The organism is Floricoccus tropicus, from assembly GCF_001832905.1.
Classification (GTDB): domain Bacteria; phylum Bacillota; class Bacilli; order Lactobacillales; family Streptococcaceae; genus Floricoccus; species Floricoccus tropicus.
Window position 1 is genome coordinate 16,184 of the sequence record NZ_MKIR01000002.1, and the last position, 18,891, is coordinate 35,074.

Here is an 18,891-nt window from a genome sequence, read left to right on the forward strand (position 1 = left end):
TGAATAAGCTCCTTTTTTATTATTTTCAGAAAATACATATTTTGTTGCACAATTCAAAAAATATGTTATACTAATCACATAGTAAAGACTTTTATCAGCATTTACTAAAAAAATATTTTCATATCATATGTTTGGATAATTTATTCAAGCAAAGAACAAGAAGAGGAAGAGATTATGACTATTTACAATTTTTCTGCTGGTCCAGCTGTTTTGCCAAAGCCTGTCTTGGAAAAAGCCCAAGAAGAGCTTGTTAACTACAAATCTAGCCAAATGTCCGTAATGGAATTGAGTCATCGCTCCGTACTTTTTGATGAAATTATTAAAAATGCTGAAAAGTTACTTAGAGAATTAATGGATATTCCTGAAAATTACAAGGTTTTATTCTTACAAGGCGGAGCAAGCCTGCAATTTACGATGATTCCATTAAACTTGGCACAAGGTAAGAAAGCTCTGTATGTAAATACTGGAGCTTGGGCTAAAAAAGCAATATCTGCTGCTAAGCAAATTGAAGACGTAGAAGTAGAAGTTATTGCGTCAAGTGAAGACAAAAACTTCACTTACATCCCTAAAATTACTAAAGACATGGTGGATCAAGATGCCGCCTATCTTCACATTACAACCAACGAAACAATTGGTGGTATTCGCTATACAGATATTCCTGATACTGGGGATGTTCCTTTAATCGCTGATATGTCTTCAAATATTTTAGCAAATGATTATAATGTGAGTGATTTCGGTATAATCTATGCTGGTGCTCAAAAAAATATCGGCCCTGCTGGTCTTACAGTTGTCATCATACGAGAAGATTTGATTAAAGAGGGACAAAATATTCCTCCAATGCTTGATTATTCAGTTCTTGCTGCCAATGATTCAATGTACAATACACCACCAACATATGCTATTTATATTGCAGGACTTGTCTTTGAATGGTTAAAGGACCTTGGTGGACTTGATGAGGTTCTTAAACAAGATCAAGAAAAAGCACAATTACTTTATGACTATATCGATTCAACTGACTTTTATATCAGCCCAGTTGCTAAAGAAGATAGATCAATAACTAATGTACCTTTCATCACAGGTGATGATGAACTAGATAAAAAATTCAACTCTGAAGCAAAAAATTATGGCTTCGAAAATTTAAAAGGACACCGTTCAGTAGGTGGAATGAGAGCAAGTTTATATAATGCCTTTCCGAAAGAAGGTGTTGAAGAGTTGGTTAAATTCATGAAGAATTTTGAAGAAGAAAATAAGGAGAAATAGATGTACCATTTAAAAACATTCAATGCTATTGCTTCAGAAGGTCTTGAACGCTTTGATAAGGCAAATTATTCTATTAATGAAAGTGATAATCCTGACGGTATCATTTTAAGAAGTCAAAATCTAAATGACTATGATTTTCCAAAATCAGTTTTAGCAGTTGCGCGTGCTGGAGCTGGTACTAATAACGTTCCAGTTACACAGTGTGCTGAAAATGGAATTGTTGTCTTCAATACACCAGGAGCAAATGCTAATGCAGTTAAAGAACTTGTCATAGCAAGTCTTTTGTTAAGTGTACGCCCTATGATTCAAGGAGCTAACTGGGTTCAAACGCTTGAAGGTGATGATACTGAAAAGCAAGTTGAAGCTAATAAGAAGCAATTTGCAGGTCATGAGCTATATGGCAAGAAGCTAGGTGTTATTGGTCTTGGTTCAATTGGTGCTATGGTGGCTAATGATGCATACCGTCTTGGAATGGATGTTATGGGCTATGATCCCCATGTGTCTGTTGATACAGCCTGGTCAATTTCACGTCGTGTTAAGCGTGCTAAGGATATGTCTGAAGTTCTAAAAGAATGTGACTTCATTACAATCCATGTTCCTTTATTAGACTCTACTAAAGGACTAATTAGCAATAAGGAACTTGCAATGATGAAAGAAGATGCTACCCTACTCAATTTCTCACGTGGAGAAATCGTAGATGTAGATGCAGTAGTTTCAGCTGTTAATGATGGAAACATCGCAGGATATATTAGTGATTTTGCTGATTCAAGATTACTTCATAATGATAAAATTCTTGTTCTTCCTCATTTAGGTGCTTCAACAGAAGAAGCAGAAGTCAACTGTGCCAAGATGGCAGCCGCAACTCTTAAAGACTTCCTAGAAAATGGAAATATCAAGAATTCAGTCAATTTCCCAACAGTAGAAATGCGCTTTTCATCTCCATATAGACTTACAGTCATAAATAAAAACGTACCAAACATGTTAGGAGTTATCTCATCACTGATTGCTGCAGAAGATATCAATATTGATAATATGATTAATCGTGGACGAGGTGATTTTGCATATACAATTGTTGACGTCAATGAAACATCAGATGAAAAAATCAATCGTATTATTGATGTTCTGACTGAAAATGAAAATATTATCAAAGTACGTGCTATAAAAGACTAATACATCATATAAAACAATCTAAGAATCACTCTTGGATTGTTTTAGTTTACTATTTTTACCTGAAATTTAAGATATTTGACATTGTCCCATTTCTAAATTAAAATTATTTTCTATACAAATGCAATATACTCTTTGTATCAAAGAAAGAAGAGAAAATGGAAGAGATAATTTATCCATATCAGTATTTTGCTATTCAAAACCAAGTGAAATTTCTGATATCATCATATCAATCTGTAAACGACCCTAAAACAATTGAAGCCGTTCAGGCACAAGCAGTAGAAGAAATCAATCAAATTCTTGATGATTTATCTGAGGAACAAATTTTTGCTGAATTTAAAGAAGTCATTTTAGATCGTTCATTGACAAATGAAAAGGCTGATCGACTACTTTTAAATATAAAAGAGGTGGTAATTCCTTTTAAAATTCCAACAAACAAACAGTTAGAAAAAACATTTAAAAAAGTTAAGAAACTTAAAGTCCCAAACTTTGAGAGTTTTGATTTGAAAGAATCTTCATTTATTGGATGGAATGATTCAGGAAATCAAAAGAAATTTATTATTTACTATGCAGATGGTAAACTTGAAGGAATTTATGGAAATCAATCCAATGATTCAATAAAAAATGTATGCTCTATCTGCCATAAAACTTCTCAAGTAGCCTTGTTCCTTGCAACCACTAAAACAGGTAGTGAAGGAACATACACTAAAAAAGGAAACTATATTTGTACTGATAGTCAAAATTGTAACAGACAGATTATAGATATTAATCATTTTGAGAACTTTACACAAGAAGTTAAATTTCAAAAATAATAGGAAACAAATTCATTCTTAGCTTATTTTGTAGAGTTAGATTATATAGATTGATATCATTAGATTTGTTAATTTTTTGGGAGTATGTATTATGGAAAATAAAAATAATAAGTTAGATATACTATTTAATAAAATGAAAAAATTAAGTAAGAATAGTGATGACTATTTCATACAATCCGTAGTAGATGGAACTGTGATCGAGTTAAGCAATGAATTTTATAAACCAGCAAGTGATGATGATATAAAAATATTAAAAAATTTAGACTTTCCAACTGAGTACATTGATTTATTTACATATAGCAATGGATTTAAATTGTTTCATGCTAAATATGATGGGTTATATATTGGATGTAAGTTATCATTTTACTCTATAAGTGAAATGTTATTTGAAAAGAAATTTAATGACGAAAGTGGTTTTTTTCCGAATTATGAGTTTACGTATCCTGTTGCAACCTTACAAGATACAGCCACTCTATACATAAATACTGAAAAATTTAATAATAATCAATATATATTAATCGTAGATGTTGAAGGCGAAAATTATTATTATAATGGAACAATCATTGATTGGTTAAATTTATACACTTTTAGCTTTGGTGAAATTTATAAGTAAGAAAAAATAGAGGATAATTTCCTCTATTTTTTTACTTAATTTTCAGTATTTCAAGTAATTTGCTTCTCCAGATACCCTCTTTATCCATTGCTACTTGTCCAATTTCAGGTTTTCTTTCTAGATTATAGAGCATGAGCATGGCAATTCTAGCTTCAAATGATATGAATATTTCTGCTTGATAACCTTTTATAAGACCACCGTGGTAAAACCAATCACCGAGTTTAAACCACCCAAAACCATATGCATCAAATTTTAGATTGAATATTTCCTTCCAAGACTCTTCTGATAGTATCTCATGATTTAATATAGCTTGTGCCCATATTGATAAGTCTGCAATCGTTGAGACAATAGAACCATCAGCACCTGAATGATTTTGTCGACTAAATTTTCTCAACTTATTATCTACAAATAGATAGCTTTCAGCCTCAGCATCCAAAGCGTAACATGAAGAATCTTTCATAGCAAGTTTATTAAAAATATTTTCAGAAATATAATCTGAATAAGTAGTATTGCTTACTTGCTCGATAATATCCCCAAGTAGAAAGTAGTTGCTATTTGAGTATTCAAACTTACTTTCTGGCGAGAAATTTAATTGATGCTTACCAATAATATCTAACACACGTTTTGTATCATATTGATAATCTTTTTCATCATTTTCTAGGTCAAAAAAATATTGTTCTTCTTCTGAAAAATTTTTTGTATTAGCTTCTAATTTTCTTTCTTCCATGCAAATTATAACGTAATCAGGAATTCCAGATGTCATATTAAGAAGCATCCTGATTGTTATCTGATTTGAATATGGATAGCTAGGGAAGAAGTCACTTATCAGTTGGTCTAACTTTATTTTATCTTCCTCTACTAAAAGCATAATGGCAAGAGCAGTGAATTGTTTAGTGAGGGAACCAATGCATGATTTTGTGTTGCTTGTGAACGGTATTTGATTTTCAATATCTGAGTAACCAAGCGAGAAAACATCTAAAAGATTTTTGTCGTCTGTGATTGATACTGCCCCATTGAAATTGTATTTTTCTTCTAACTGGTGTAATTTTTCTAAATGATTTTTTAATTCTTTTTTCATCTTAAACTTTCTATTATAAAAAGTGCAGGCGTCATTTAGTTAAATAAGTATGGCATAACTTTCTCCTTTGTATATTATAAGAACAGTATATCTTATTTTGTTTGAAAACGCTAACACATTAAAAGTATCGTATTAGTTGATTTAATTTACCTAAATATCTTATAAGTCCATTGTTTAAATATATTTATGGGTTATAATTTGTTTATGAAATAATTCGGAGATAAAAAAAGTATGAATAAAGATATACATTTTTCAAAAAAGATAATTAAACTACGCACTGATAAAAAGTTAACTCAGGAAGATTTAGCAAATGCAATGGGTATAACGAAAGCTTCAGTTTCTAAATGGGAGAATAGGCAATCATATCCTGATATTACACTTTTACCACGTCTAGCATCATATTTTGATGTGTCAATTGATGATTTGCTTGGTTATGAGCCGAATTTAACTAAGGAAGAAATAAGAGAATATTATGAGAAGTTCTCTGATGATTTTGTAAATCTTTCTTTTGAAGAAGTAAAAGAGAATGTCGAGAGAGAAATATCCAGATATTATTCTTGCTACCCATTCTTATTCCATATGGCTCTGCTTTATATGAACCATTCTGAACTTGCTTCTAGTATAGAGGATGTTAATAAAATTTTATCTCGCTCATCTGAGCTTTGCGAAAGAATTATTGAGAATTCAGATGATAATTCTTTGGTTAATAATGCAATAATGCTCAAAGCATCTTGTGACTTAATGGCTGGTCATGCGGAGGAAACAAAAAACATTCTTGAAGACATTTTAAATCCAAGTAATTTATCAAATCAATCAGATATCCTCTTAATTAGAGCTTATCTGATGATTGGTGAAATTAATAAGGCAAAATCCTTTAATCAGTTTAGTTTATTTAAGGATTTGTCTAATATTGTAAGCAATTCTGCACAGTATTTATCAATGAATCTAGATAATGTACCAGTAGTGGAAGAAACAATTAAAAGGACTGATTCATTAATTGAGACATATAAATTGGATAGACTGAATCAAAACTCAGTAGCTTCTTACAATTACTTTTGTGCGCTAGCCTATGCGAGTCTTGGTGAGCAAAATGAAGCGATAGAGCGACTTAATCTTTATTTAGACCTTGCTTTTGAGCTTCTTGATTTGGGTGATAGATATCTTCATGGAGATGAATATTTTGATTTAATGGATTCGATAATTGAGGAGCAGGATATGGGTTCTAAGCTTGTTAGGGGAAAGAAAACGATAGTTAAAAGTATGGCCGCAACTCTCGCACAACCAGCATTTGCTTCAATGAGTGATGACCCAGACTTTATAGAAATTCAGGATAGGATTACAAGAAAGGAAAATAGCTATGACAATGCAACAAATTCATGATTTACTACCATTTTTAATACCACTAGTTATCGTGGAGTTAGCACTACTTATATATACACTGGTCGACATTTTCAAACACGACCACTATAAACACGGCACACGCGCTATGTGGCTTATCATTACAATCGTTGGTATGAATTTCGTCGGTCCAATTCTTTACTTTCTACTCGGAAGGGAAGAAAACTAATGGCTAACATACTTGAGATTAACAACCTGACCAAAAGTTTTGGTTCAAACAAGATTTTAGACGGAATTAATCTGCAAATACCTAGTGGCACAATCTATGGATTTATCGGGAAGAATGGTGCTGGGAAAACAACCACTATGAAAATAATTTTAGGACTTCTTCAAGCAGATGAGGGGGAAGTTCTAGTCAATGGAGAAAAAGTTAAGTTTGGCCAAAGTGAAACAAATAAGTATATGGGATATTTACCTGATGTTCCTGAGTTTTATGGCTATATGACAGCAAAAGAGTATCTTATTCTATGTGGAAAAATTACGGGGATGTCTAAAATTCAGATTAAAAAGCGTTCGGATGAGCTACTAAACTTAGTTGGTCTTGGTGACGATAAGAAGAAAATAAAGTCGTATTCCCGTGGTATGAAGCAGAGGTTAGGAATAGCACAAGCACTTCTAAATAAACCAAAACTTTTATTATGTGATGAACCTACTAGTGCGCTTGACCCTCTTGGTCGAAATGATGTGCTTGAGATTCTTGAGAAAATTAAGGATGAAACAACTGTTATCTTTTCAACTCATATTTTGTCAGATGTGGAATCAATTTGTGACCATGTTGCGTTTCTTAACGGTGGGAAGATAGTACTCAATGAGAAACTCGTAGACCTTAAGAAAATTCGAAAGGCTGATGGCTTTGAAATAGTATTTGTTAATCATGAAGACTGTGTTAAGTTCAATCAAGATTATATGGAGTTCGAGGCGCGTGGTGATAAGACTCTTGTTCTTAAGAATGGAAGCCAAGAGGACATGTTATTTGCCATGGGAAATCTAGCAGAGAGAAAGATAATGGTTGAGAAAATCGAAATGCTTGAGCCAAGTCTTGATTCTTTGTTTATGGAGGTTATTGACGATGGCGCAATTTAATGCTTTCCTAAATAAAGAAGGAGTAGAGGCATTTCGAACTGGGAAGCTATTGATAGTTACGTTAATTGCTATTATCTTTGGTATCATGAACCCTTTGATTACCAAACTCACTCCTCAACTTATGAAATTGGTTTCGGACGATTTTGATAATATGGGAGTTACCTTATCTGATATAAAGGTAGATGCACTTATGTCTTGGGCTCAATTTTTCAAAAACGCTCCTATGTTAATTTTGGTTTTTGTGATTATGTTTTCAGGTATTTTGACTCAGGAACTGCAAAAGGAAAGCCTACTAATAATATTGACCAAAGGACTTAAGAGAAGAAATGTGATACTAGCTAAGTTTTCTATTTTGGCTATTATTTGGACTATTGTATACTGGCTTTGTTTTGCCATTACTTACCTATATAATGCTTATTACTGGGATAACAGCATAGTTCATAATCTGATGTTTTCAGTCTTTCTCATATATATGTTTGGCCTTTGGATAATTTCACTCATCATCCTTACTTCGGTATTTACCTCTTGTAACTACAGTAGTCTCATGCTTATTTTTATCATATTTGTAGCTTCATACTTGCTGGGTATGATTAGTAAATTAAAAATGTATGTACCAACCTACTTACTGTCAGCTTCTGAGTTGATTAAAACTAATAGCGGGACTTCCGATTATAGAAATTTACTATTGATAATATGTGTACTTTTAATTTTCAATCTAGTAATTTCAATACTTGTGTTTGATAAGAAGAGGATATAAAGAGTGCTTCAAGGAATTGAAGTGCTTTTTATTTAAGTATATAGCGAATTATAAAAGATTTATAAAACTTATATTTAACAACTATGTGTAAAATTCTTTTATTGCTATTGTTTTTTTAATACCGTGGGTGTAATATATATTCCATAATGGAGGAAACAAAACAAATGGGAAAGAAAAAAATAATTTATACTAGTTTAACAATCCTATCTTTAATGTTCTTAACTGCCTGTGATGATCAAACTAAAGTTTCAATAGATGACGCAACAAAAACTGCAACAAGTGATATGAGTAACCAATTATCAGCTGGAGAAACTCAAAAATACCCTTTAAATTATATGGATAGTCAAACATCTATTTCAAAGAATGATAGCATTACTTGGCTGATTATAAGCTATCAAGATGGTGATATACAGAAGGTGCTAAAATTACCTACAACATCAACAGCAAGTTCTGATGCATATGCATTGCAATCATCATCTCCTGTAAGTACATACAATGAAAATATTCTTGAAGATCCTACCATAGATCCTTATGTTGAAATAAAAAAGGATTCTGATGGTAAAATTATTCTAAATGTATATCGCCAACCATATCAAGTTTATAATCAACAGCCTATTGAGGGAGTAGTCCAAGATAAAAAAGAAATTACACCAGAATCTAGTAAGTAATTGAGGTACATAGATGAAAAAAAACAAAATATTTCTATTTTTAATAATTACTTTATCAATTACTTTACCTATTACTGATTTTTTTATAAGTACGGATGGTCCAAATAGTAATATTGTATATGCTAAAGGTGCTCATGGAGGCCATGGAGGTGGGCATCACGGTGGAGGTCATGGAAGCCATCATGGTAGTAGCAAATCAGGCGGATCAAAATCACATCACTCTAATCCGTCAGTAAGAAGTCGTTCTAATACTGGGAATAGAGCTGGTCACTCTAACCCTTCAACAAGAAATGGTGGCTCTAATCATAGGATTGGAAGTTCAAATCCATCAACTCGTAGTAGAGGTAGCAGTTCGCATAAGGTGGGTGAATCAAATCCATCAAGTAGAAGTCATATAAATTCAAATAATACCTATAGCGCCGGGAAAATGTATAATGGATTTAAAGGAGGTAATAATTATCGACCAAGTGATTACCTTTATAGTCCATATCGAAGAGGTAATTTAAGATTTTATAATTATTACATAAGTCCAAGGTACCTTAATCCAAATGAAAATGATAAAAAGGCAATGGAAGCTGTCGGAATTGATCCAGAAAAAATTATAAATCCAAAAGAAACCACATACTGGGTTACAATAAAAGATAGTAAAAGCCAAAAAGATTATTCAATCTTACTAACTAAGGAACAATATGATAAAATTAATGTTGGAGATGATATCAAATTTGTAAATAAGGAAGTAGAAATCAAATGATGAAACTAATTATTATAGTGGTAGTAATTCTATTAGTAGTTATGCTTTACTACTATTTCTCAAATAAACAAAAGAATAAAAGTGTGATAAATCACTCATTTACTGAAGATGGAGAAATTGCTTCTGTAATTTCCGACTTAAATAAATACTATGATACCTTTGTTGATGGTATGGCGATAAATGACACAGCAACACCGCTAGATACAATCGCATATTTTAATAAGAAAATTTATCCAGAATTAAGCGCAAGCGATAAAGTTAAACTTACAAAAATTCTATATGTCTATGGAGATGATATTCACAATTATTTAAATCAAATGATTATTGAACAAGATTACTATCAAAAAATTGTAAGAGAAGTCAACGCTAAAACAAACGGTAAATTTAAAAATATTAATGAAGTATGGGAAACAATAGACGAAGGTAATAAAAGAGTTGAAGGAATTTACGATAATATTCCAAGGATAGAAATTCAAGATTCAGTCATTACTGATTCTTATAATAATGGATTTGTAGACGCTTATAAGAGGATAATGGAAGTTATTTTCCCTGAACAATATGAATCTATAGCAGACTCATTTAGTAAAGATGATTATTTTGAATACCGAAAAGTATTGAATATGCTGCAAGCACAAGAAGTAGCAGATAGAATGGAAGAAAGCTCAAAAGTTACTAAAAGTAAAATTTAGCATCAAAAAGATTATAGGGTATTTATATTTCTTATAATCTTTTGATTTTTTCCGGAAAAAGCACTTGCATTCTTATTTAATTAATGTTATTATAACTAAGGTTTAAAAATAACCGTACCAAAGACAGTAGGTGGAGCAATCCGTAATTCCTACCGAGGACGAAGATTATCGATTAAATATGATATTTTTGTACTCTCTATGTCTTGGGCAAAGAGTTTTCTTTTTGCCCGAAAGAATAAATATGGAGGTAAAAATAAATGAGTGAAGCATCAATTGCTAAAAAAGCTGAATTGGTTGACGTTTATGCACAAAAATTTGCTGACGCTGCAAGTGTTGTAGTAGCAGATTCTCGTGGTTTAACTGTTGAACAAGATACTATTTTACGTAAACAATTACGTGAAGCTGGTGTTGAGTTTAAAGTTGTTAAAAACTCAATCTTACGTCGTGCAGCTGAAAAAGCAGGTCTTAACGATCTTGCTGAAACTTTTGTAGGACCAAGTGCAGTAGCATTTTCTAACGAAGATGTAATCGCACCTGCTAAAATTCTTAGCGAATTTGCAAAAACTGCTGACGCACTAGAAGTTAAAGCTGGTGTAATCGACGGTGTTGTTTCTTCTAAAGAAGAAATCGCAGCAATCGCATCTCTACCAGGACGCGAAGGATTACTATCTATGCTACTTTCAGTACTTCAAGCACCTGTTCGCAACGTGGCATACGCTATCAACGCTGTGGCAGAATCAAAAGAAGACGTGGCATAATTTTAAACAATACGTTTAAAATAAACTACGCATAATAAAAAATAAAAATTCATAGGAGAAAAACAATGGCATTAAACATTGAAAACATTATTGCTGAAATCAAAGAAGCAACTATTTTAGAACTTAACGATCTTGTAAAAGCAATCGAAGAAGAATTTGGTGTATCTGCTGCTGCGCCTGTAGCTGCTGCTGGAGCTGCTGGACCTGCTGCTGAAGAAAAAACTGAATTTGACGTTGAACTTGTTTCTGCTGGAGACAAGAAAGTTGCAGTTATCAAAGCTGCACGTGAAATCACTGGTCTTGGACTTAAAGAAGCTAAAGAACTTGTTGACGGAGCTCCTGCAGTTCTTAAATCAGGTGTTTCTAAAGACGAAGCTGAAGAAATCAAAGAAAAAATCGAAGCAGCTGGCGGATCAGTTGAAGTTAAATAATCACTTTAGATTATTAGAAGGAACTCTCATTGAGGGTTCTTTTTTTGTTTATATATTTATTAGAATTCATTTAATGATATAATATCTAAAATATAAACTTAAGGAGTATAAAATGAAAATTTATTTTAAATCATTTTCAGAACTTACAAACTTAGAAATTTTTGAGATCTTTCGTGTCAGAACTCAGGTTTTTATCGTTGAACAGAATTGTCCCTACCAAGATATAGATGAAATTGATAAAACTTGCCTACATGTATTTATGAAGAATGAATCAGGAGAAGTAGTCGCATACTCTAGAGTTTTTAATCGTCTTTTGGACAAAAAGATAAGTCAAATTGGTCGTGTTTTAACTACCGTACGTGGAGAAAACTTAGGATATAAGATTTTTGATCAAGCAATTAAAGTAGCACTTGATGAACTAGATGCTGAGAAGATTTATATTGAAGCTCAAGTTTATGCTATAGACTTTTATAAGAAGTTTGGATTTGAAGTGGTGTCAGAAGAATTTCTTGAAGATGATATACCTCATGTCCGAATGGAACTTAAAAAATCTAAAGTAGATTAATCTATTTTAGATTTTTGTGTAAATTATTCTATCATAGACAATTTTCTTAAAAATATCATGAAATATTTTTTGTCTATCATAATAAATTTAGTATAGTTTCACCTATTTATGCTATAATTTAGATATAAATAATTTGAAAATATAAATTTATTAATAAATCAAATGGTTTTTAATATTATATTTTTATAAGGGAGAAAATATGAAACTTAACAACAAGCTTATCGCCACATCATTTTTACTTTTATTGGCTACAGGGCCGCTTGTCGCTTGTGGAAATAGTTCAAAAGCAGGAGAAAGTAAAGAAAGTAAAACGAGTGAAACAAAGAAATTAACAGATGAAGAAATCGCTAAAACAGATGCTCAGACAGTACTGAAAGCGATCTATCAAAATGATACAACTATGGCTAATGACGTATCAAGTGAATCTTTTGATTCAATGAAACAAAAATTGCAAGATGGAGTTGCAGACAAACAAGTTAAATATTTTGAAGAAAATGGAAAGTTAGATGACTATACACTTATCGTAGATGGTTCTGAATATACTGCTAAGGAAGTTATCAATGATTATGCTAAAGCATATATGAAAATTACAGCTACATTACCTGATATTGCTGTTGAAAAAGTAGAAATGAATGGTGACGAAGCGACTGTCACAGCTAAAATCCGTCCTATTGCTGGACTTTCAGAAGCAAACCCTATCGGTGGTGCAAGAACAAAAATATTTGGTGGTTTAGATAATGATACAATTGTTAGACAATCACAAAATAAAGATGTTAAGCAAATTAATCGCTTGATTACTTTGAAACTATACGGTGTTTATTATGGAGACATGGGTAAAAAACCACCATACGCTGATGAAGAAACAGAAATTAATTTCCGACTTAAAAAATCTGGAAATCACTATGTTGCTGATTATGAAACATATAAAGGATTAGTTAAGAACTCAAGAGCTGAAGTATATGGTAAAACAGAAGGCGATGATTCAAATAATCAATCAAGCAGTACTGAAGCAAGCTCAGAAGATAATAAAAATATTTAATTTTCCTTTCATATTTACAACTATATAATAAAAACGGATATAAATTCCGTTTTTATTTGTTGTTACTTTAATTTAAGGAGTATAAAAAAATTTTATGTGTGCAAAAATAATAAACTTAAGACAAAAGGGTAGTAGCGAAGGTTTTGTAATTGAAAAGGAAGATCAGATTAGAAAATAAAATTAAAATAAATATTTTTAAAGCTACATTTGAGCAGAGTCTGAATTTACAAGACGATCCTTCAATTATTTATATTAAAAAAGATGTTGAGAGACCAGGTGTAAAAGAAAAACCCATACTATTAAAAATTCTAGCAATAAGTTCTATTTCTATATTATATGGCTTATGTTTAATAGTAAAATATATTATAAATAATCCAGATCCGAACAGTGTAATTCCACCTGTTACTAAAAATTTTCTACCTACATCATTATTTTTGTTTTGTCTATTTATATATTTATTGGTATGGCTAATAACTCTTCATAGAAGAAATAACAGTACAAAATTTGTTTATGGATATATTAATACAATAAACTTTTTAAATTGGTTATCTTTAGAAATAAATTTATTATTTATAACAATTAGTTTGAATTCCTTATAAGAATCAAGCGATGATACAATTGTTATTCAGTGCTACGAATGACACTAAAACTAAGAGTATTATTGAAAAAATAATCACATCTACCCTAAAATACGGTGGAATGGTTGTAGCAATTGGTAATTGTTGGGAAATTTGTATTCCCAAGTTTATCAGGACATACAGATATTTTTGGATTTATATGTTTAGTAGGAATGTGGATTATAATAAATATAGGCTTAATAATGTTAAATGTATATATGTTTTATCCATATTTATTGTATGGTTATTATAAAGAAAAATATTCTGAAGAGTACAGATTATATGAAGGTAAAACTCAACTTGAGTGGTACGGAGAAAAATATTTTGATAAATATATTAAAGGAACCAAATTAGAGGAGAAGTAGACTAGTATAGAGAACCAAGATAGATAACTACAGAAATTTAAAGAACACATTTGTATTTATGTGTTCTTTTTTTGTCTTTGTAAAAAGGGTTGGACATGTCTTGTCTAAAAGCTTTGACACCCTGGTATATAAGGGTTTGACAATGTTTTTCATAATGTTAATATGAATATATGAAGTATATATCATATGTATAGGAGGAAGAAATATGAAAAATTGGCAAAAACTTGTATTAGTATTTATTATCGCCATAAGTGCTTTATTTTGCAGATTTGTTTTAAATAATGATAACCTTGCACGACTAATAGTCACAGTCGCTGGTTCACTTTTGGCCTTATCAATGTTTATAGAAATGATTAAAACACTTCGTTCTGGATCATACGGAGTCGATATTTTGGCAATCACAGCTATTATCTCAACACTTGCAATTGGCGAGTATTGGGCAAGCCTAATCATCATTTTGATGCTAGTCGGTGGTGAATCACTAGAAGACTTCGCAGCAAATAGAGCAAGTAAGGAACTTGACCTACTAATCTCTAAAACACCAGTTGAAGCTCACCTCGAAAGAAAGGATGGTAGCCTTAAAGATATTAAGGTAATCGACGTACAGATTGGTGATAAGTTGGTAGTTCGCCCACTAGAACTAGTACCAGTCGACGCTAAGCTTATTTCTCAGACTGCAACCATTGACCAATCCTCTCTTACGGGGGAAAGTAAACCAGTTGAGATGACTGAAGGTACTGAAATACTATCAGGTTCAATTAATGGAGATTTTCCGATTACAATTGAAGCAATACGTTTAGCTAAGGACTCAAAATTTCAACAAATAGTATCTTTAGTTGAAGAAATAAAAAGTACACCTGCTCAATTCGTGCGTTTGGCAGATAGATATGCAGTTCCCTTTACAATTATTGCCTATCTGATAGCAGGTACTGCCTGGTTTATTTCAAAAGATGCTCATCGATTTGCGGAAGTTCTTGTAGTAGCAAGTCCATGTCCATTGATACTAGCTGCCCCAATTGCCTTTGTTGCAGGGATGAGCCGTCTATCAAAGAACAATATCCTGGTAAAAAATGGTTCTATCATTGAAAAGCTGGCGGATGTTAAAACATCATTCTTTGACAAGACCGGAACCCTTACTCAAGGAAATATGCGTGTGGAAGAAATTATCCCAGCTAGTGATTCAAACTATAATCAAAATGAGCTCCTAAGCCTAGCAGCAAGTATCGAACAGTCTAGTAATCACATTCTTGCCAAAGCAATTGTATCAAAGGCAAAAGAAGAAAAAATTTCTTTTGGGCAAGTTCAAGAAATCAAAGAAGTACCTGGTCAAGGTATAGTTGCTCAGTTAAATGGCAAGTCATATAATTTAGGCCGAGATACATTTGCTCATACTGAAGACAATCAAACAGGAACTACAAATGTTTATATTTCTGAAGACGGTAAATATATTGGTAAGATTTCTCTCTCAGATCAATTAAGACCCGATGCTAAGGAAGTTATTAATGAACTTGAAAATGACCTCCAAATTAAAAATGTTATCATGCTTACAGGTGATGATAAATCAGTAGCAGGTAATGTAGCAAACGAACTAGGAATTAAGCAATATTATAGTAACTTATTACCAGAAGAAAAACTTGATAAGATCAAATCAGTTTCTAAAGATGATAAGCCTACTCTAATGGTTGGAGATGGTATAAACGATGCACTAGCTTTAGCATATGCTGATGTAGGTGTTTCAATAGGTAGTGAGGGAGTTTCGACAGTAGCAAGCGAAAGTGCTGATGTTGTTATTCTGAAAAATGATTTATCAAGCTTAGTTACATCAATCAAGATAAGTCGTGATACACTTAAAACAGCCCGTGAGAGTGTTTGGATTGGTATCTTCATCTGTGTAATACTTATGTTAATTGCAAGTACAGGAGTCATTCCAGCTATCGTAGGAGCACTTCTACAAGAAGTTGTTGATACAGTATCAATTCTATATGCCTTAAAAGCACTTAGGGATAAATAGTTTTATAAAAAGTGATTGATTATGAATAGAGAACTCTTGATAAGGGTTCTTTTTTGTATTATTTTAACTTTTTTATGTTAGATATTTTACATTGTGATATACTTTATTTAGTAATTATAAAAATAAGGAGTTAATAATGGGTAAGAAAAAGAATAGTAATATTGAAAAAACCGCCCAGCAGTTAAACGATGAGTATTTGACATCTTTTGCTAATACTCGTGGTTCAGTAGGAATGCTTCGAGCGGCTTGGGCAGGTATGTTTTTTGCCATCATGGACTGTATAATTGTATGGTCAACACTGAAGGAATTCAGTATAAATCCTTGGGCAAATATTTGGATGTATTTAACATTTGCTGATTTTATTTTTATGATTGTATGCGTAACAGTTTCATACTTTCCTAATATTTTATATAAATACCAGAAATTTTCTTCAGTTATGTATGCAGTTTTTACAGTGTTGCTGCTGATTTCTATGGAGGTAGCAGTCTATGCTCTTATTATAGGAAGTAGTTTTATGTATACAGGTATAGTAGCTAAAGTATTTCCTATTTGTATTCCTATAATATATATTTTGTCATTAATATACAATTATTTTTGGTTAAAAAATCAATTGAAAGAAGGTTTTTCTGAAAATAGAATACTAGGAAACTATTTGGCAAAATCTAGTATATATTCTTCAAAATCACTTTCCATAATTGGGGGAATTTCATTGGCGAGTATAGCTCTCGGTTCATTTATAACTGGTGATTTTGAAAAGATTCTTATGTTATCTATAGGTATATTATTTGCAGTAGCTTTTTCCAGACTTACCATTGAAACTAGCTATATAGCTTATCTACGTCTCCAAGATAAAAAGTATTGGGAAGATTATGATTTTGATTATAAAGAACATATCAGTCCAGAGGAAAAAAAATCTGGAAAGATACACTGGATAAAAATAATTTATCTATCATTGTCACTAATTATCTTTATAATACTTAGTGATTACATTAATAATGTTAGTAAACAACTCAATTTATTAATTATCTTAACTATGTTAGCAATTTTAATATCATGGTTGGTTATGTTTGTAATCTGGGTTATTAAAAGTATAAAAAATAAATTAAATAATAAATAAATGGAAATTTATATTTGAAAGGAAATCATAAGTAGTGGGAAGTGAAGTAGATAAATTTGTAATTCAAAGTGTGAAACGAATAAATACTCGATATTATCTATTTGAATTGCACGGAAGATATTATATAGCTGATTATTCTAATCCTAAAGATTTAAGACAATACATTCCTGGAATGTTTCAAGAGTTACAAGATCATACGACAGTTTATGATGTTACAGGTCATGAGGAGGAATACAATGCAAAACCGCTAAGGTGGTATCAAAAATCTAGAAATCAAAAATTAATCTATCTAATAGCAGTGGCATACACTTTTAATGCAGTTGCTTTTCCCGATAAGTTGAATTTAGCCATGTTAACATATGATCCAAGAATAGTTGCAAATTGGAAATTAATAATATTGTTGATAGTTATTAGTTCATTATTTATAATTGTATACTTATACTTTAAAAAAACATATGTAGATTTGGAAGGGAAGGATGAATATCTACTAGTTCCATCTACAAACATACCTATAAAAGCATCTAAATTTAAACGTTTATTTTTTTATATTATTTTTCTTATTTGTATAAGCGCAATGCTGTTTATTGGAATTGGGAGTTCCAGTTATACGCAGTTAATACTTTTTGGGTTAATTCCTATATATACTACAATATTTACTAGATTTTTAAATTTTGTAGATATAAATAATACTAAATATCACATAGAAAAAAAGGAGAAATAAACAGGAGTTAATAATGGGTAAGAAAAAGAATAGTAACATTAAAAAAACCGCCCAGCAATTAAACAATGAGTATTTGATGTCTTTTGCTAGTACTCGTGGTTCGTTAGGGATGCTTCGAGTAGCTTGGGCTGGCATGTTTTTTGCTGGCATGGATTGTCTAATGATATGGTGGACATTAATAGATTCAAATATAAGACCATGGACGAGCATTTGGATGTATATTATAATAATAAATTTTGTATTTATGACCATATGCGTTATACTTTCTTATATCCCTCGGATATTATATAAATACCAAATGTTCTCCTCATTCATGTTTGTAATTTTCACGCTACTTCTTCCAATCTCTATACAAACAACTATTTATATAATTTTAAGAGATAGTGATGATTATATAAATGGTTTAAATTTTGGTGATATGATTTCTAAAATCTATCTAATATGCATATTACTAATATATGTTATATCGTTAGTATACAATTATTTTTGGTTAAAAAATCAATTGAAAGAAGGCTTTTCTGAAAATAGGGTATTAAAGAATTACTCTACAAAATCGATTGTGTACTCTCCTAAATCTCTTTCTATAATTGGTGGAATTTCATTGGCAAGTATAGCTATTGGTTCATTAGCATATTATTGGCAGTAGTTTTTTCTAGACTTACAATTGAGGCCTTATATATAGCTTACCTTCGTTTTCAAGATAAAAAATATTGGGAAGATTATGATCTTGACTATAAGAAATATATCAGTCCAGAAGATAAAAAATTTAGAAAGATACATTGGATAAAAATAATTTATTTATTATTATCAGTGATTATCTTCATAATACTTAGTGATTACATTGATAATGTTAGTAACCAACTCAATTTATTAATTATTTTGATTACATTAGTTATTTTGATATCATGGTTGATTATGTTTGTGTTATGGGTAATTAGAAGTATAAAAAATAAATTAAATAATAAATAAATGGAAATTTATATTTGAAAGG

The 18,891-nt window shown here is 31.2% G+C and carries 22 protein-coding genes and 1 other annotated feature; of the genes, 21 read left to right on the plus strand and 1 reads right to left on the minus strand.

The window, feature by feature from the left end:
• The first annotated feature begins 174 nt into the window (after positions 1 to 174).
• The 4 genes from serC to BG261_RS01605 all read left to right on the plus strand — a co-directional run bounded on the left by serC (position 175) and on the right by BG261_RS01605 (position 3,852).
• Complete coding sequence (gene serC, locus BG261_RS01590; protein ID WP_070791451.1) at positions 175 to 1,260, plus strand: 3-phosphoserine/phosphohydroxythreonine transaminase; 1,086 nt, start codon at positions 175 to 177, stop codon at positions 1,258 to 1,260.
• Positions 1,261 to 2,430 (plus strand): 3-phosphoglycerate dehydrogenase family protein, encoded by a 1,170-nt coding sequence (locus tag BG261_RS01595; protein WP_070791452.1) that lies wholly within the window; start codon positions 1,261 to 1,263, stop codon positions 2,428 to 2,430. It begins immediately after the preceding gene.
• Positions 2,431 to 2,585: 155 nt separating this feature from the next.
• Positions 2,586 to 3,239, plus strand: coding sequence for a FusB/FusC family EF-G-binding protein (locus tag BG261_RS01600; RefSeq protein ID WP_070791453.1), 654 nt, complete (start codon positions 2,586 to 2,588; stop codon positions 3,237 to 3,239).
• Between the two features lie 91 nt (positions 3,240 to 3,330).
• A complete protein-coding gene (locus BG261_RS01605; RefSeq protein ID WP_070791454.1) occupies positions 3,331 to 3,852 on the plus strand; it encodes an SMI1/KNR4 family protein in 522 nt (173 codons plus the stop codon).
• A 31-nt stretch (positions 3,853 to 3,883) separates the two neighbouring features.
• On the opposite strand, the gene BG261_RS01610 is transcribed toward BG261_RS01605, so the two are convergent.
• The gene (locus BG261_RS01610; RefSeq protein ID WP_070791455.1) at positions 3,884 to 4,930 is read right to left on the minus strand and encodes a serine hydrolase domain-containing protein; all 1,047 of its coding nucleotides are present in this window, start codon (positions 4,928 to 4,930) and stop codon (positions 3,884 to 3,886) included.
• Positions 4,931 to 5,161: 231 nt separating this feature from the next.
• On the opposite strand from BG261_RS01610, the gene BG261_RS01615 reads away from it, so the two are divergent.
• The 17 genes from BG261_RS01615 to BG261_RS01695 all read left to right on the plus strand — a co-directional run bounded on the left by BG261_RS01615 (position 5,162) and on the right by BG261_RS01695 (position 18,869).
• Entirely contained in the window at positions 5,162 to 6,310 is a 1,149-nt protein-coding gene (locus BG261_RS01615) for a helix-turn-helix domain-containing protein (RefSeq protein WP_070791456.1), read from the plus strand.
• Complete coding sequence (locus tag BG261_RS01620; protein ID WP_414653940.1) at positions 6,288 to 6,497, plus strand: PLD nuclease N-terminal domain-containing protein; 210 nt, start codon at positions 6,288 to 6,290, stop codon at positions 6,495 to 6,497. The genes BG261_RS01615 and BG261_RS01620 overlap by 23 nt, the downstream gene beginning before the upstream one ends.
• Complete coding sequence (locus tag BG261_RS01625) at positions 6,497 to 7,411, plus strand: ABC transporter ATP-binding protein (RefSeq protein ID WP_070791457.1); 915 nt, start codon at positions 6,497 to 6,499, stop codon at positions 7,409 to 7,411. The genes BG261_RS01620 and BG261_RS01625 overlap by 1 nt, the downstream gene beginning before the upstream one ends.
• Complete coding sequence (locus BG261_RS01630; RefSeq protein WP_070791458.1) at positions 7,398 to 8,168, plus strand: ABC transporter permease subunit; 771 nt, start codon at positions 7,398 to 7,400, stop codon at positions 8,166 to 8,168. Before BG261_RS01625 ends, BG261_RS01630 begins: the two co-directional genes overlap by 14 nt.
• Positions 8,169 to 8,332: 164 nt before the next feature.
• Positions 8,333 to 8,836 (plus strand): hypothetical protein, encoded by a 504-nt coding sequence (locus BG261_RS01635; protein ID WP_070791459.1) that lies wholly within the window; start codon positions 8,333 to 8,335, stop codon positions 8,834 to 8,836.
• 13 nt (positions 8,837 to 8,849) lie between these two features.
• Positions 8,850 to 9,587 carry a hypothetical protein gene (locus BG261_RS01640; RefSeq protein ID WP_070791460.1) on the plus strand — a complete coding sequence of 246 codons (738 nt, stop codon included), beginning with the start codon at positions 8,850 to 8,852 and terminating at the stop codon, positions 9,585 to 9,587.
• Positions 9,584 to 10,276 carry a hypothetical protein gene (locus tag BG261_RS01645; protein WP_070791461.1) on the plus strand — a complete coding sequence of 231 codons (693 nt, stop codon included), beginning with the start codon at positions 9,584 to 9,586 and terminating at the stop codon, positions 10,274 to 10,276. Before BG261_RS01640 ends, BG261_RS01645 begins: the two co-directional genes overlap by 4 nt.
• Before the next feature lie 99 nt (positions 10,277 to 10,375).
• Positions 10,376 to 10,507: a sequence feature (ribosomal protein L10 leader region), on the plus strand.
• A gap of 26 nt (positions 10,508 to 10,533) precedes the next feature.
• Complete coding sequence (rplJ, locus tag BG261_RS01650; protein WP_070791462.1) at positions 10,534 to 11,034, plus strand: 50S ribosomal protein L10; 501 nt, start codon at positions 10,534 to 10,536, stop codon at positions 11,032 to 11,034.
• A gap of 65 nt (positions 11,035 to 11,099) precedes the next feature.
• Positions 11,100 to 11,465: a 50S ribosomal protein L7/L12 gene (rplL, locus tag BG261_RS01655; protein WP_070791463.1), complete on the plus strand. Its 366-nt coding sequence runs from the start codon at positions 11,100 to 11,102 to the stop codon at positions 11,463 to 11,465.
• A 112-nt stretch (positions 11,466 to 11,577) separates the two neighbouring features.
• A complete protein-coding gene (locus BG261_RS01660; RefSeq protein WP_070791464.1) occupies positions 11,578 to 12,030 on the plus strand; it encodes a GNAT family N-acetyltransferase in 453 nt (150 codons plus the stop codon).
• Positions 12,031 to 12,229: 199 nt separating this feature from the next.
• Positions 12,230 to 13,069: a hypothetical protein gene (locus BG261_RS01665; protein WP_070791465.1), complete on the plus strand. Its 840-nt coding sequence runs from the start codon at positions 12,230 to 12,232 to the stop codon at positions 13,067 to 13,069.
• A 712-nt stretch (positions 13,070 to 13,781) separates the two neighbouring features.
• Positions 13,782 to 14,051 (plus strand): hypothetical protein, encoded by a 270-nt coding sequence (locus BG261_RS11225; RefSeq protein WP_233278886.1) that lies wholly within the window; start codon positions 13,782 to 13,784, stop codon positions 14,049 to 14,051.
• 205 nt (positions 14,052 to 14,256) lie between these two features.
• Positions 14,257 to 16,062: a heavy metal translocating P-type ATPase gene (locus BG261_RS01675; protein ID WP_070791466.1), complete on the plus strand. Its 1,806-nt coding sequence runs from the start codon at positions 14,257 to 14,259 to the stop codon at positions 16,060 to 16,062.
• Positions 16,063 to 16,198: 136 nt separating this feature from the next.
• On the plus strand, positions 16,199 to 17,179 hold the full coding sequence (locus BG261_RS01680) for a hypothetical protein (RefSeq protein ID WP_070791467.1): 981 nt from the start codon (positions 16,199 to 16,201) through the stop codon (positions 17,177 to 17,179).
• 34 nt (positions 17,180 to 17,213) lie between these two features.
• Complete coding sequence (locus tag BG261_RS01685; RefSeq protein ID WP_070791468.1) at positions 17,214 to 17,900, plus strand: DUF443 family protein; 687 nt, start codon at positions 17,214 to 17,216, stop codon at positions 17,898 to 17,900.
• Between the two features lie 13 nt (positions 17,901 to 17,913).
• A complete protein-coding gene (locus BG261_RS01690) occupies positions 17,914 to 18,546 on the plus strand; it encodes a hypothetical protein (RefSeq protein WP_070791469.1) in 633 nt (210 codons plus the stop codon).
• On the plus strand, positions 18,537 to 18,869 hold the full coding sequence (locus BG261_RS01695; RefSeq protein WP_070791470.1) for a hypothetical protein: 333 nt from the start codon (positions 18,537 to 18,539) through the stop codon (positions 18,867 to 18,869). Before BG261_RS01690 ends, BG261_RS01695 begins: the two co-directional genes overlap by 10 nt.
• Positions 18,870 to 18,891 lie beyond the last annotated feature (22 nt).